Annotated in this window: 14 protein-coding genes; all 14 read left to right on the forward strand. The window is 37.1% G+C overall.

The genetic code is table 11. From position 1 onward, the window contains the following. Positions 1–1,009, forward strand: a 1,009-nt coding sequence (locus WC906_03485; GenBank protein ID MFA5777474.1) for an FtsX-like permease family protein, incomplete at its 5' end; no start/stop codon positions are given. A gap of 4 nt (positions 1,010–1,013) precedes the next feature. Further along, on the forward strand, positions 1,014–1,685 hold the full coding sequence (locus WC906_03490; protein MFA5777475.1) for an ABC transporter ATP-binding protein: 672 nt from the start codon (positions 1,014–1,016) through the stop codon (positions 1,683–1,685). A 35-nt stretch (positions 1,686–1,720) separates the two neighbouring features. After that, positions 1,721–2,725 carry an efflux RND transporter periplasmic adaptor subunit gene (locus tag WC906_03495; GenBank protein ID MFA5777476.1) on the forward strand — a complete coding sequence of 335 codons (1,005 nt, stop codon included), beginning with the start codon at positions 1,721–1,723 and terminating at the stop codon, positions 2,723–2,725. Beyond that, positions 2,726–3,145 carry a hypothetical protein gene (locus tag WC906_03500; GenBank protein ID MFA5777477.1) on the forward strand — a complete coding sequence of 140 codons (420 nt, stop codon included), beginning with the start codon at positions 2,726–2,728 and terminating at the stop codon, positions 3,143–3,145. It abuts the gene before it with no gap. A 172-nt stretch (positions 3,146–3,317) separates the two neighbouring features. Then, the gene (locus tag WC906_03505; GenBank protein MFA5777478.1) at positions 3,318–4,589 is read left to right on the forward strand and encodes a glycosyltransferase; all 1,272 of its coding nucleotides are present in this window, start codon (positions 3,318–3,320) and stop codon (positions 4,587–4,589) included. Further along, entirely contained in the window at positions 4,561–5,601 is a 1,041-nt protein-coding gene (locus WC906_03510; GenBank protein MFA5777479.1) for a glycosyltransferase family 4 protein, read from the forward strand. The genes WC906_03505 and WC906_03510 overlap by 29 nt, the downstream gene beginning before the upstream one ends. A gap of 21 nt (positions 5,602–5,622) precedes the next feature. Next, a complete protein-coding gene (locus WC906_03515) occupies positions 5,623–6,816 on the forward strand; it encodes an MFS transporter (protein ID MFA5777480.1) in 1,194 nt (397 codons plus the stop codon). A 23-nt stretch (positions 6,817–6,839) separates the two neighbouring features. Beyond that, the gene (locus WC906_03520; GenBank protein ID MFA5777481.1) at positions 6,840–9,293 is read left to right on the forward strand and encodes an HAD-IC family P-type ATPase; all 2,454 of its coding nucleotides are present in this window, start codon (positions 6,840–6,842) and stop codon (positions 9,291–9,293) included. A gap of 133 nt (positions 9,294–9,426) precedes the next feature. Then, entirely contained in the window at positions 9,427–10,038 is a 612-nt protein-coding gene (locus WC906_03525; protein MFA5777482.1) for a hypothetical protein, read from the forward strand. Between the two features lie 417 nt (positions 10,039–10,455). After that, positions 10,456–10,989, forward strand: coding sequence for a hemerythrin domain-containing protein (locus tag WC906_03530; protein MFA5777483.1), 534 nt, complete (start codon positions 10,456–10,458; stop codon positions 10,987–10,989). Further along, positions 10,986–11,288 carry a cupin domain-containing protein gene (locus WC906_03535; GenBank protein ID MFA5777484.1) on the forward strand — a complete coding sequence of 101 codons (303 nt, stop codon included), beginning with the start codon at positions 10,986–10,988 and terminating at the stop codon, positions 11,286–11,288. The genes WC906_03530 and WC906_03535 overlap by 4 nt, the downstream gene beginning before the upstream one ends. Positions 11,289–11,590: 302 nt before the next feature. Beyond that, on the forward strand, positions 11,591–11,989 hold the full coding sequence (locus WC906_03540) for a hypothetical protein (GenBank protein ID MFA5777485.1): 399 nt from the start codon (positions 11,591–11,593) through the stop codon (positions 11,987–11,989). A gap of 325 nt (positions 11,990–12,314) precedes the next feature. Next, complete coding sequence (locus tag WC906_03545; GenBank protein ID MFA5777486.1) at positions 12,315–13,520, forward strand: hypothetical protein; 1,206 nt, start codon at positions 12,315–12,317, stop codon at positions 13,518–13,520. 233 nt (positions 13,521–13,753) lie between these two features. Further along, positions 13,754–15,422, forward strand: a 1,669-nt coding sequence (locus WC906_03550; GenBank protein ID MFA5777487.1) for an HAD-IC family P-type ATPase, incomplete at its 3' end; no start/stop codon positions are given.

Genomic DNA, 15,422 nt, shown 5'->3' on the forward strand with positions numbered 1-15,422 from the left:
TGCCTATATCAAACAAGCAGAAAAGACTCTGGACAATATTAAAAGTATACCGGGCGTAACCGGCGCAGTCGAACATTATAAATCAGGCGCTGGTATTGCGTATGACCCCAAAAAAGAAGGAACTAATGTCAAAAACGGCAGTTGGTATCTATATTCAATAGTGCCTTCGGAAGAATCAAAAGTTCTAAAAATAAATTCAAAGATTGTTTCCGGAAGATATTTGGAAGATGGCGATCGCAATAAGATACTTATCGGGAGGGAAATTAGTGGTGGTTTTAATGCTACTCTTGAAAGGACATCTTTAGGCGGAGTGAATGTTGGTGACGAAGTTTATGTAAACTATCCCAATGGCATAAGTCGGAAATATACCGTGGTCGGAATTTTTGCCAGCAAAAGTTTTTTGGCTGATGCTCAGGCGTTTATAACGAAAGATGAAATGGAAGAAGTTTTGGGGCAGCATGACCTGGCTGATGAAATAATTGTAAAAACTGCCACGACCGGAGACGAGAATAAATATATTTCAAAAATAGAAAGCATATCGCAGCAAAAATTGAAACTTTATCCCTGGCGTGATTATCTAGGCGCCCTTTCAACCGTTACCAATAGTTTTGATTTTATAAAATTAATTTTTTATGCCATTGGTCTGGCTGTTTCCGGCGCCAGTATTTTTATAATCATCTATATCGACTTGCTTAATCAGAGAAAACAAATCGGTATTCTGAAAGCCATTGGAATGGAAAGCAGAACCATCGTTGTCTCCTATGTTTTGCAGGCTCTTTTTTATGGGATATTGGGAACCATTCTGGGTGTAATTGCGGTTAAATATGCGATTTATCCATATTTCATAAAACATCCTTTTGATATGCCTATTGGAGATGTTAGTCTTGTATTTGAAAAAGCCGATCTTATAAAAACAATTGTCAGTATGATAGTCGTGTCCTTTATTGCCGGACTCATTCCCTCTATTCAAATTACTAAGAAAAATATTTTAGACTCAATATTCAAATAATAAAATGGAGAAAAACAGTATAACCGTAAAAAATTTGCATAAAACTTATCCAGGAGAAGTTCCACTTCATGTTCTTAAGGGTGTCAGTTTTTCCGTAAAAGAAGGTGAATTTGTGGCTATTATGGGTAGAAGTGGCAGTGGAAAATCTACCTTACTTCATCAGCTTAGCCTTTTGGATAACGCGGACGAAGGAGAAATAATTGTTGAAGGGCAAGAACTGACCGCGCTTTCCGACAGTGAAAAAACAAAATTTCGTCTTCAGCACTTTGGCTATGTCTTTCAAGAATACGCTCTTCTCCCAGGGTTCAGCGCAGAGGAAGCCGTCAGTCTACCACTTATTTTGCAAGGTTTCTCTATACGGGAAAGCAAAAAACGCGCCATAGAAATACTCGAGATGGTTCAGCTGGGCGATCGGGTGAAACATTTTCCATCCGAAATGTCAGGAGGTGAACAGCAAAGAGTGGCTATCGCCAGAGCCCTGGTTAATAATCCAAAAATTCTTTTTGCTGATGAACCTTGCGCTAACCTGGATTCAGAAACATCAACTATAATATTGGAACTTTTTCGAAAACTCAACAAAGAACTCAACCAAACAGTTATTCTGGTAACTCATGAACCGGAAGACGAAGAATATGTCGACAGGGTAATTCACATGAAAGACGGTATTTTACAATAAATAATTTTTTAAGTTTACAAATCAAAAATATGCCAATGAATAAAAAACTAGTTAAGAAAATAATTTATTGGATCATCTTTATCGCCATTGCGATAATAATAGGATTTCTAATTTGGGGAAATAAGAATAAAAAGGTAGATTATACGCTTACTCCGGTTAGCAAGGGGACACTAACTCGGACAATTTCAGCAAACGGAGAATATTTATCCAAAGAAAAAGCGGATATCAGCTTTAGAATTTCCGGACCGCTTACTAATATTAAAGTAGACGTCGGAGATGAAGTGAAGAAGGGGCAATTTTTAGCCAGTGTTGATACGGGCACTTTGACCGATAAACTGGAGCAGGCAAAAAAGGCAGTTACAATTCAAAAGGAAACATTGAATTATCAAAAGGATAAAGATGATTTATATACCAAGGATCAACGGGATGCACAGAGGGCGGCAGTCAAACAAGCGGAATCGGTCGTTGATGAAATCTCCAGGCAGTTTCAATATGCCATCCTTACTTCGCCAATGAGTGGAAAAGTGGCAGAAAAAAATATCAGTATCGGAGAAATTGCCCAGGCTGGAAGCCCGGTAATTACGATTATTAGAGAAGACGAAATGAGAATTGAAGCTAAAATTCCAGAAGTGGATATTGCAGGAGTAAGAGTCGGCCAGAAAGCAAGCGTTAAATTTGATGCTTATCCGGAAAATCAAAGATTCGAATCCACCATAACGGAAATAGATCCGACTCCGGTTACCGTTCAGAATGTTGTTTACTACGTGGTCAAAATGCAAGTTGAAAACCCCGATGTGGGTCTGCGATACGGTATGAATTGCACAATTTACGACCAAACGAACCGGAAAGACAATGCGCTTATAATTCCCAAGGGAGTAATAGAAAAAGAAGGAAACAAAAAATTTGTTACTATACTGACTGATGCTGAAAAGAAAACTGTGGAAAAAAGAGAAGTGCAAACGGGATTAGAAGGAGACGATGGAATGGTGGAAGTTGTTTCCGGTCTTAAAGAAGGCGATCGAATGGCGACAGAAAAATAAATGAAAGAAATAATAAAATTTTTTGATAGATTTGAAGACAAGACAAGAGCCTGGCTTAGCCGCAGTCCGATTTTTTATGCTTTAATTGGTGGAATGGGTGTAGTTATCTTTTGGAGAGGAATCTGGCATACGATGGATGCGCTTGTCGGTTTTTTAAATAAGCAACCAATCACTGATTCTCCTTGGTGGGACGGACCCCTTTCGATACTAATTGGGACATTCATTCTTCTTCTTATAGGACTCTTGGTCTCAACATTTATTGGAAATGAAATAATTATTTCTGGGCTTAGAAGAGAAAAGAAAATCACTGAAAAAACTGAAATTGAAGTTCAAAGGGAAACAGAAGATGTGGAAAACATCAAGAAAGAAATTAAAAAAATGGCTGTTGATTTAGCTGAAATTAAAGAAAAAATTAGGTAAAATAAAAACTTAAGTTGGAATCAGTGGGTACATGGTTAGTTCAGTTTCTGGATTTAAAAAAGATAATTGGATAGCGTTGGAGAAATAATAAAAAATTATCGCAGCTAAAATAGTTTTTCAAGCGTATTAAAATCATGACTCAAAAAGTATTTTCTAGGATTAAATTTACTTTATGCGTATTCTTCTAATCTCCGACCATGCCGACCCATTGGCGGAAATCGGTTCAAAAGAAGCCGGAGGACAAAATATCTATGTTTTTTATTTGGCAAAGTTTTTGTGCCGACTTGGAATTTTAGTTGATGTATATACCCGCTGGGACAGAAAAAACAAAAAAGAAATTGTTAGATTTAATAATCATTTAAGAGTCATAAGAGTAGAAGCCGGTCCTAAAAAATATATGCCAAGAGATAATTTTTTGGATGTTGTAAATGAATTTGCAGAAAATGTGCTGGAAAGAATAAAAAAGGAGAAAATAAATTACGATATAATTCATACGAATTATTGGTTTTCAGGACTTATTGGCTTAAAAGTTGCCAAAGAAATTAAAAAACCACTCGTTCATATTTATCATTCTATCGGACAAGTCAGATTTGAGAGTTTGAAAAATTACAAACTTCAGGAAATCAATAACCAATTTTTTAAGCAAAGAACAATTTCCGAAAAAGAAATAGCCCAAAAAGCGGACAGGATAATTGCGACCAGTCCGGTGGAGAAAGAAATTATCAATAATATTTTTGGAATCAGCTGGGGAAAAATAAAAACCATAACTATCGGTGTGGATACGAAAATATTCAGGCCGATAAAAACAGAAAGAGCCAGAAAACTGGCAAAAATGGAAACTAACGGGAAAATCATTCTTTATGTTGGCAGGATTGAATGGAGAAAAGGAATCGGAACCCTGTTTTATGCTTTTCGCGAAGTTATAAAAAATTATCCAAATGCGAAGCTATATGTTATTGGCGGAGGTAAAAGCAAATCGGCAAGAAAACTGGAAGATGCCGAGCGCGAGAGACTGAAAAAAATCTCTCAAGAACTGGGAATAGAAAAGAGAGTAAGCTTTTTAGGACCCAAGAAGCAGAATAAATTATATAAATACTATTCGGCTGCCGATATGTGTATTGTTCCTTCATATTATGAACCGTTTGGAATAGTTCCTCTTGAATCAATGGCTTGCGGAACTCCCGTGGTTGCTTCTCGCACCGGAGGATTGCAGTATACTGTGAGGAATAAAGTAACAGGATGCTTATTTGAACCTAAAAACTATATCGATTTAGCTGAAAAAATAAATATTGTTTTAAAAAACGGAAAAGATTTTTATACCGGAAACTGTTTAAAGATGATTAGTGATAAATTTCAATGGGAAGAAATAGCCGATCAATATGATAACTTTTTTAATAAATTAATAAACAAAAAAAATGAAAATCGCAATAGTAGCTCCATTTGAGGAAAAAGTTCCCCCACATAAATATGGCGGAACGGAACTTGTTGTTTATAACTTGACTCAGCAGTTAGTAAAGATGGGTCATGATGTTACGCTCATAGCAACTGGAGATTCCCAAACAAGCGCCAAGCTGGAAGTCATTTTCAAAAGATCGCTCAGAAGTATTCCTGATCTTACGGACATGAAGTTACGGGAAGCTTATAAATTTATTGGGATAGGAAAAGTGGTAACATATTTAAATGAAAATGATTTTAATGTTGTTCATAATCATATTGGCTGGAGATTGCTTCCTTTTGAAAAAATTATCGCTTGTCCGGTAGTCACAACTCTTCACGGACCTCTCGATGTTCCTTATCAGCAGAGAGTTTATGGCGAGTTTAGCGAGTCAAATTACATAAGCATCAGCATGAATCAACGAAAACCGATGCCAGAACTTAATTTTGTGGCAAACGCTTATAATGGTCTGGATATGGAAAAATTTAGACAAAATTACCAGCCAAAAGATTATTTCGCATTTCTTGGCAGAATGTCTCCGGAGAAGGGACCGGTTCAAGCCATAGCGGTGGCAAAAAAAGCGGGGGTGAAATTGATTATGGCAGCCAAAGTAGATTTGGTTGACGAAGAATATTTTAAAAAAGAAGTTGAACCACTGATTGACGATAACCAAATTAAATTTATCGGAGAAATCGACCATGAAGAAAAAGTCGAATTTCTTGGAGATTCCAAGGGTCTTATTGCTCCGATTCAGTGGGAAGAGCCATTTGGATTATTTTTTATTGAAGCGATGGCTTGTGGGGCGCCTGTGTTTGCAATGAGACGCGGATCCGTTCCGGAAATCGTAATAGATAAAAAAACAGGATTTATCTGTGACAGTGTGGATGAGATGGCGGAGAAAATAAAAAGAGTTGATGAAATTGACAGAAAGGATTGCTTCGAACATGTTGAGAAAAATTTTTCTTCGGAAAAAATGACGAAAGATTACATTAAGGCTTACGAAAAGGTAATGAAAAAATAACGCCTATAAGCAAGCTACTTTATGTTTAACTTCAAAAAAAGATATTCAGGCATAAGCCGAAATGTGGTTATTCTTGGAGTTGTCAGTTTGCTGACGGATCTTTCTGGGCAGATGGTTTTTCCATTGCTCCCTCTTTATATTACCTCAGTTTTGGGTGGCGGAGCGGTAGCTGTTGGCCTGGTTGAAGGAGCGGCCGAAGCGGCCGCCTCGCTTTTAAAAGTCGTTTCCGGCTATTGGTCGGATAAAATAAAAAGCAGGAAACCGTTTGTTTTTTTTGGCTATACCCTTTCGGCTATAATGAAGCCGGTCCTGGCTTTTTCCGGCAGTTGGTTTTCCGTGCTACTCATCCGAATATTAGACCGAGTAGGAAAAGGTTTGCGTGACGCGCCACGCGACGCTATTATTGCCGAATCTAATAATCAGGCAACATTAGGCAAGGCTTACGGATTCAACCGGGCGTTGGATGGGCTGGGTTCAGTTGGCGGATCAGTATTGGCATTTTTGCTGCTTCCGGTTTTTGGTTTTGTAAACTTATTTAAGCTAGCCATTATTCCCGGTTTAGTTTCGGTGGGGGTGATTTCTTTGGTAAAAGAACCGGAAAGAATTAAAAAAGTTGAGAAAAAAATTTCCTTGAAAGTAGGATTTGGCGAATTGACGCGCGAGTTAAAAATATTTATTCTGGTTGCGACAATTTTTACACTGGGAAATTACAGCTATGCTTTTTTGATGCTTCGGGCGAAGGCGGACGGACTGGGAGATGAAAAAACTATCATGCTTTACGCTCTTTTTTATTTAGTCTACACCCTTTTGTCTATGAAAGCCGGATCATTGTCCGACAAATTTGGCAGAAAACCGATAATTTTGGCCGGATACGGAATGTTTACTCTCTTATCTATCGGGCTTTATTTATTTGGCGGTGTTACATTTACAATAATTTCGTTCATACTTTTCGGAATATTTTTTTCCTTGATTGATGGCACTCAGCGGGCATTCGTTTCTGATTTGTCACCGGCTCGTCTCAAGGGAACGGCTCTGGGAACTTTCCATACGTTTACCGGTTTAGCGGCTCTCCCTGCCGGATATATTGCCGGAGAACTTTGGACAAAAATAAGTCCGGAAGCGACGTTTTTGTTTGGAGCTATAATCGGGAGTGTTTCCATTTTGATTTTTTACTGTTCACTGAGCAATTGTAAAATTAATTATAATAAAGCATAAAACTAATTTTCTATTAAACAAAAATGAAATATAAAAATCTTACATCGGAAGAAGTTGAAAGAAATCAAATCAAGTTTGGAAAAAATGTTTTGCCGGAAGAAAAAACCGTTCCGGCAATCAGGCTTTTTCTGGCGCAGTTTGCCAACCCTTTAGTTTATATTCTTTGTTTTGCCGCTCTAATATCTCTCTTTCTTCATAAATATTTTGATATAGCACTCATTCTCTCTGTTGTTGTTGTTAATGCTATTATGGGATTTTTTCAAGAGAATAAGACGCAAAAAACTTTGGCGGCTCTCAAAAAATTGGTAAAACCGAACGCTAAAGTTTTGCGCGACAATCAAAGACAGGATATTGAAGCGTCAGAATTGGTTCCGGGGGATGTTGTTTTTCTCGCTGTCGGAGATAAGATTCCGGCTGATGGAAAAATTTTAGAATCAATCTCTTTTCTGATTAATGAAGCTATCTTAACCGGTGAAAGTGAGGCGGTGGAAAAAAAAGAAGGGGAAGAAGCTTATATGGGAACGATTGTTTCTTCCGGCCGGGCGGTAATGCAAGTGACGAATATTGGCATCGCGACAAAAATCGGAGAAATTGCCGAAACCCTGAAAGATACGCAGCAGCCGATAACCACTCTCCAAATCCGTTTGAAAAAATTGACCCAAAATTTAATTTACATTTCAATTTTCTTGGCGGTCTTGGTATTTATTTTTGGTTTTGCAACCGGCCGGGATTTTTGGCAGATGGCCGAACTTTCCGCCATTCTTTTGGTGGCGATTATTCCCGAAGCCTTGCTTATTGTTATTACTTTGGTATTGGTGCTGGCAATGCGTGACAGCCTGAAAAGAAAAGCGCTTATCAGGAAAATTTTAGCGGTGGAAACTTTGGGATCGGTTACGACAATTTGCACGGATAAAACCGGCACGCTCACAGAAGGAAAAATGAAGATTGTTGAAACTGATTTTTCCGACCAAGAGAATAGTTTTTTGGCAATGTGTCTTTGCAATGACAGGAGTGATACTGTGGAAATTGCGCTTTGGGATTATCTGGATGGGTTAAAAGATTTTGACCAGCAAGAAAATTTTGATAAATATAACAGAGTTTTTGAAATTCCTTTCGGCAGTGAGCATAAATTTATGCTTACAGCCAATCATCTTTCAGATGGCAGCGGCAATCATTTTATAGCCATCAAAGGAGCGCCGGAAGTTATTTTGAAAATGTCTAATTTGAGCGAGGAAGATAAGAAAATAATAACATCCAAAATTCACAGATGGGCAGAAAAAGGACTAAAGGTGCTGGCATTGGCTCACAAAAAAATATCGCAGGAGGAGATAGAGGAAATAAAAAACAAAAAAATATCCGGATTTGAGTGGAGTGGAATAGTTGGTCTTTGGGATCCGCCGCGAAAAGAAGTGAAAGAAACGCTGGCGATCGCCAGGGAATCGGGGCTAAAGATAAAGGTGGTGACTGGTGATTACCACCGCACGGCAGTAAAAATTATGGAATCCTTGGGAATGAAGGTTTCGTCCGGCGAGATTTTAAAAGGAAGCGAATTGGAAGAATTAAGCGATGAAGAATTAAAAAATAAAATTACCAACATTTTGTTATTTGCCAGGGTAACTCCGGAGCAAAAACTGAGGATAGTTACCGCTCTTCAGGAACTGGGAGAAATTGTGGCTATGACCGGAGATGGCGTAAATGATGCGCCAGCGCTCAAAAAATCCAACATTGGAATAGTAGTGGGAGATGCTTCGGAGGTAGCTAAGGAAACCGCCGATCTTATACTTCTGGACAATAATTTCAAAACGATTATTTCCGCAATTGAAGCCGGAAGGTTGGTCTTTGAAAATATCAAAAAGATAATCTTGTTCATCCTTTCCAATTCTTTTGCGGAAGTAGTGGTTATTATGGGTGCTTTGATTTTAGACTGGCCGTTTCCTCTTACAATCGTTCAAATCCTGTGGCTCCATCTTCTGTGCGACGGGCCGGAGGATTTTATTCTGGGTTTCGAACCAAAAGAAAAAGAAACAATGCTTGATGGACCCAAAAGAATGGACGAACCGATTTTTGGAAAGCTCAGTATTTTTTTGACTGTAGCAATATCTCTTCTCTCCGGCCTTATCTCTCTCGGCTTTTTCTGGTACTTCGGTTTATATCAAGGGAATGTAGCTCTTGGTCAGACAATGGCTTTTATGTCGCTGGCTTTCAGCTCTGTTGTTTATATTTTTTCCTGCCGGACGCTTCGCAAACCGTTTTGGAAATATGAAAATTTTTGGTCCAATAAATGGCTTTTTGCGGTTGTGATTTTTAGTTTATTTTTAGCTACTATTATCACGTATTTTCCTCCGACCCAAAAACTTCTAAATCTGATTCCCTTGAATTTATTCCAATGGAGTTTGCTGGTGGCAAAAGCAGTATTGCTGGTTTTGGTTATTGAAATAGGAAAGTTAACGATGAAGCCAAAAAATAAAAAGAGTTGATGGAATTGACAGAAAAAATTATTTTAAACATGTTAGGAAATTTTTCTTCGGAAAAAATGACGAGAAATTATGTCAATGCTTTTGAGGAAGTTATAATTGAACAATAAACTTTGACAAGTAAAAAAATATAGATATGGAATCGAAAATAAAGAAAATTCTTGAAAGAATAGATTTGCTAAATGAAGCGTTAAGAAAAGAATATTCGCAGCTTGGGAAAAAATACGGATTTCTGATAAAACAGCGGAAGGTTATATTTTTAGAAAAAATCAGGGAAAGAAACAAAAAACTTCGCATACCTGCTTGGAAATACGCTATTCCAAAAAGTATCCGTCACTTTCTTTCCATGCCCTTTATTTATATGATGATTTTCCCTGTAGTGATCCTGGACATATTCATCACTGTTTATCATTGGGCCGCTTTTCCTCTGTATGGTATTCCGAAAGTCAAAAGAAGGGAATATATAGTTTACGACAGAAAGTTTCTTGATTATCTTAATGTTATCCAAAAAGTGAATTGTCTGTATTGCAGTTATGTAAACGGTTTCTTTGCTTATTCTTTGGAGATTGCGGCCCGGACAGAAAGATATTGGTGTCCAATTAAAGCCGCCCATAAACCGAAAGTTTATCATAATTGGTACAAGGATTTTGCCGATTACGGAAACCCCGAAGAGTGGAATCATAAATTCAACGACCAAAAAGCCTTTGAAGAATTGAAAAAAATATCTTCGGAAAAACAAAACAAATAAAAACAATTTAAACATTTTCAAAATTTACCGACAAACACCTCCTTTCTAGGGAGATTTTGATACTAACTGAGAGTATCACACGCAAAAGGCATTTGGTGTCATCATCAAGTGTTGTGGGATATAGTTAGTATCCGCTGGTCGTACTCTTAGCATTTATGTTAAGAGCAACAGCAACGGTATAAACGAACCAAATAATCGCTAGTGTTATTTGTACAATGACACGCTAGGCTCTTAGGACTAATCACAAAAGATTGTTGATTTTATAACAAGGACACCCTCATTGGGTGTTTTTGTGTACTTAAAAACAGTATCTCCCTGGAAATGGTTCGTTTCCTGGGAGGGTTTTTCAGCATTTTTAGTCCACCGCTCCGCTCTGCTTTATGGTATAATTAAAAAATAATACTCAATAAAAAAAATATGAAACCAACAATTGATTTAACCCAAGAGCACGGTCCTGTGAAACTGATGCTCAAAATTTTGGAAAAAGCTTCTGAAAAAATGGAAGCAGGTGAGACAATGAATAGGGAAAATATGGAAAAAGCCATCAGTTTTATCCGTGAGTTTGCCGAAAAATGCCATCACGGAAAAGAAGAACAATTGCTTTTTCCAGCGATAAGGGAAAATAATATCCCCGAAGAAATCGTCCTTGTTGATGCTTTGACCGAAGAACACGTTATGGGAAGGAGTTATGTGAAAAATATGGTGGAAGCGGTTGCGGAAAACAATTCTGCTAAATTCATTGGGAATGCCAGAGCTTATATAGCTTTACTCAATCCCCATATAGACAAGGAAAATCAAACACTTTTTCCGATGGTGGAGAAGTCTCTTTCGGAAGAAAAACAAAAAGAATTGGAGGTTGGATTTTTAGAAATTGAAAAGAACGTTATTGGCGAAGGACGGCACGAAGAACTGCATAGCATTGTTTATAAATTAAAAGAGGCTTATTTATGAAACCAGAAATACTCAAAAATTTAATTGAATACCAATCAGGCTCGGTAGTCAGCAAAGAAATTTTGAAAACTGATTCAGGGACTGTCACGCTGTTTGCGTTTGATGCTGGGCAAGGGCTAAGCGAGCATACTGCTCCGTTTGAAGTTTTAGTGAATGTTGTCGATGGAGAAGCGGAAGTTACCATTTCAGGAACTTCTCACACACTAACTGAAGGTCAGATGATAATTATGCCTGCCAATCAACCTCACGCTCTTAAAGCTAACCAGAAATTCAAGATGCTTCTCGTGATGTTAAAATAACCATAAAATTTTCTAAAAGTTATATACAAGCAGGAAACAGCAATGCCTAGCAGAACTATATGAATATACAGTAAGTTTTGTGCAACTTACGGATAAGCTCTAGGACTAATCACAAAAAATTGGGATACTTGAATAGCAAAGGCACCTGAAAAGGTGTTTTTGCATTGCATTATTCTGTTCGGTTAAACGTTCGTGGTAAAATATCGGAAGTTGTAATATAATATAAAATATAATTGCTTGAATGATTTTATTAAAATTTCTGTTTATTTTATTGAGCTGCTAGAAGTAATTAAATTAAGTTAATGAAAAATTCTATAAAAATAATTATTGGAATTTCGATGGTGATAATCTTGAGCTTGATAACCGTATTTTTGATTTGGCAGAATTTTAAATATAATTTCCTCACTTCTGAAACCGATTTAAATAATCCAAATCTAATTACAATTAATTCGGGAACGCAAGTTCATTTTGAAAATTTATTGGTGGGATTGGCCGACATTCAAAACAACACTGCCAATCTATATTTTAATTCGGATGGAACAAATAACTCTAGTCTGAAAAAAGTCATCGCTGGCGATAAATTTGAAATGAACGGCTACAGCGTGGAAGTTAAATCGGTTGAAAAAGCTTATAACCCTTCTGTCTTGCCAGGTGCCAGCCATGGCAAAGTTAAACTCATAATTACTAAAAATAATATTTAATAAGTATAAAAAATAAGCTAATTATATTAAAGACATGAAAAATAAAATTCAATATCCGCTAAATCAATTATTGGCGCATAAAGCAAATAAGGCAGTTAAAATTTTTGCTGTAACAATTTTTACATCAGTAAAATTTTTAACACTTTTTTTATTTTCTTATTTTCTAGTCAACCTTCTGGTTCCAGATAAAGTTCAGGCATATACCCAGCAAGATTGCGTTAACATAGCAATAAATTGTGCAAATAGATGTATAAATTCAATAAACGTTAAAAACCCAAACGTTAATAATTTTGATGCATGTGCGGATAAATGCGTTAATCAAATAATGGCTTATTGCAGTAATCTCAACAATGCACAACCACAGAAACAACAACCACAACAAAATGGACAGCAACCAAAAATTCAACAACCACAACAAAAAACGCAGACTTTATTGGAAAACCCACCTATACCAGCAGAAAAGGGCAAACCCTTTTCGCATGATTATTCCAAAGAGTTGCTTGATTTATTAGGACCTGATAGTCCCGGGTGTCCCTGTAGTTACACCCTCGATATGATGGGCGGATTTCCTCCCATGGGACTTACTATGGGGACTAATGGCGTGTTAAAGGGTACGCCGACAGGAAAAGACAGTAAATTTAGGGCATGTGTCAAGGACTTGCGTGGAAATACTTTCTGTAAAATAATTAATATTGATGTGAAAGGAGAAGATGAGTCGGGGTCAATGGTGCCCAATCTCACGGAGTTAGCATACATGAATTTATCCCAAGGTAAACAGTATGAATTTCCATCCGAGAGGGCTAAGATAACGATGCCTGATAGTTCAGTGATGTACGCGGACATAAATTCCATGTTTATTCCGGTTTCGGATTATAATGTAAAAACTGATACCGGCAGATTTATGTATGATTACAAACCTGCCTCGGGGGGAGGTTGTGGCCCTATCGGAGAAAGTCCGACGTGGGCTTGCCGTCAGGTTGATGCACGCGACGCAACGCTACGGGTAAAAGGTACGCAATTTGCGGTTGATACTGATAAATACGGCACAAACATTATCGTTATGGAGGGAATATTGAGCGTATCTGACCCAAAAGGCAAAAAGACTGTTGAAGTTACCGGAGGTCAGTATGCCTATATAGCAAAAAATGGCCTCCCGAGCAATCCGCAGTCATTTGATAACTCCCAAGTCGATTTCTGGTGGAAAGAAAAAAGCGCTGAACAGGAGTTTCAAGATGCTCAAAATATTTTTTTTATTATTATAAAAATATCAGTCGTTCTGTTTATTTTTGTTCTTTTAATTTTAGCCATTGTAAAAATTATAAAAAAAATTAAAGAAAAAAGATTAGGCAAAGAAAAAACAAACATAGCCGTTGCGCCGGCAGCAGAAGAAAATAATCAAAAAACACTGGAAGTTGAAAAAAATAACAATGGAAACAAGAAAAGCAAAGGCTGTTTAAAAGGCTGTTTAAGCGTTTTAATAGTTATGTTTATGCTTATTTTTTTTATAATGCTGGCTATCTTTTTTATGTAATATGATTTTTAACGAAATGTGGATTCTATCCGCTGGTCGTAATGTGGGATTTATCTCACATAACAGCAATGCCTAACAGAGCTGTAAGAATCTGTAGTCGTGCCTCTTGTACAAGGGCATGCATAGACTCTAGGACTAATCGCAAAAGATAGTGATTTGCTGAAAAAATGAGGCACTCAATGGATGGGTGTTTTTTGCGTTGGTTTGTTTTTTTAATGTGGTATAATTAAAAAATGCAAAACGAAAAGACAAAGAAATATTTTAATAAAGAGAAAAGTGAAATTTTTCAGGAGCTAAATACTGAAGAACATGGATTAAGAAAAGACGATATAAATAATCGTCTTTTGCAATATGGACCCAATAAGCTTCCAGAGGCTAAGGCCGAGAATATAGTCATTGTGTTTTTTCGTCAATTTCAAAGTTCTCTAATTTTTATCTTACTTCTGGCTACGGTTATCGTTTTTTTGACTGGAGAAAATACTGATGGATTTGTTATTCTGTTCGTTCTTATTTTTAATGCCATAGTTGGCACCATTCAGGAAGGAAAAGCCCAGAATATTTTTGCAGCTCTTAAAAATTTAATCAAAACGAATGCTTCTGTGATTCGCGATAGCGAAGAAGATATTATTCTAGATGAAGAATTAGTACCTGGGGATATAATTATTCTTCGTGAAGGAGAAAAAGTTCCTGCCGATGCCAGAATTTTTTATTCCGAATCTCTTCAGGTTGATGAAGCCACTCTCACAGGGGAATCCAATCCGAAATTTAAGTTAGCAAACTCCATAAAAGAGTTAGATGTTCCCATTTCTGAACAAAAAAATATGGTTTTCAAAGGGACTACCGTTGTTTCTGGAAATGGAAAGGCGATAGTAGTGGCGACAGGGACGAATACATTTATTGGAGGTATTGCCAAAAAAATAGCTGCTATTGACGAAGAGTTACCTTTGAAAAAAGACATACGTCATCTGTCGTATTTCATAATCACTGCTGTTTTTGTGATAGGATTAGTTTTATTTGGAATTGGTATCGCTTATGGATACTCTCTCAAGGAAGTATTTTTAACCATTGTAGCTATTTCTGTTTCTATTATTCCAGAGGGACTGCCGATTGTGGTGACATTGGTACTGGCGACTGGTGTCTGGAGAATGGGCAAACGCAATGTATTGGTAAAAAAACTCCAAGCAGTGGAAGCTTTAGGTCAAACTGATGTAATTGCAGTGGATAAAACCGGAACGGTAACCAAGAATGAATTGGTGGTCAAGGAAATATATGTTGATGAAAAACTGTTTTTGGTAGGCGGAATCGGCTATGATCCAAAAGGGAAAGTGTCATTCGATGGGAAAATTATCGAACCGCTTAATCATCCAGAATTATTGTTGGTTGGTAAAATTGGTGCCTTGTGCAGCGGTGTCCATCTGGCTATGGATAATAATTTGGGAGTTTGGAAAATATCGGGTGATCCAACGGAAGGAGCAACTCTGGTGATGGCGGAAAAGATTGGTTATCATAAGTCCGATTTAGAAAAAGAGTTTGTTAAAACAGACGAAAAACCCTTTGATTATAAATTAAAATATCATACGACTCTCTATAAAGAGAATGATAAATATTTATTGATGACTGTTGGGGCACCAGAGGAGTTGCTGGATGTTTCTGAAAAAGTTTGGAGTCATTCGAGAACATATGTTCTTACAGATGAAAAAAAAGAAAGATTGCGAGATGTTTTTGTAAAAATGTCCGAAAGGGGATTACGAGTAGTAGCTTTGGGAATAAAAAAAATAGAAAAAGATAATAAAATTCCCGATAAGCTATTTGAGCTTGAGTTTGTAGGATTTTTAGGTATCGAAGATTCTCCTAGGATTGAAGTGAAAGAAGCAGTGAATAAAGTGAAAGTGGCAGGCATCC

The sequence above is a fragment of the Parcubacteria group bacterium genome (assembly GCA_041657845.1).
Classification (GTDB): domain Bacteria; phylum Patescibacteriota; class Minisyncoccia; order Moranbacterales; family JAKLHP01; genus JAKLHP01.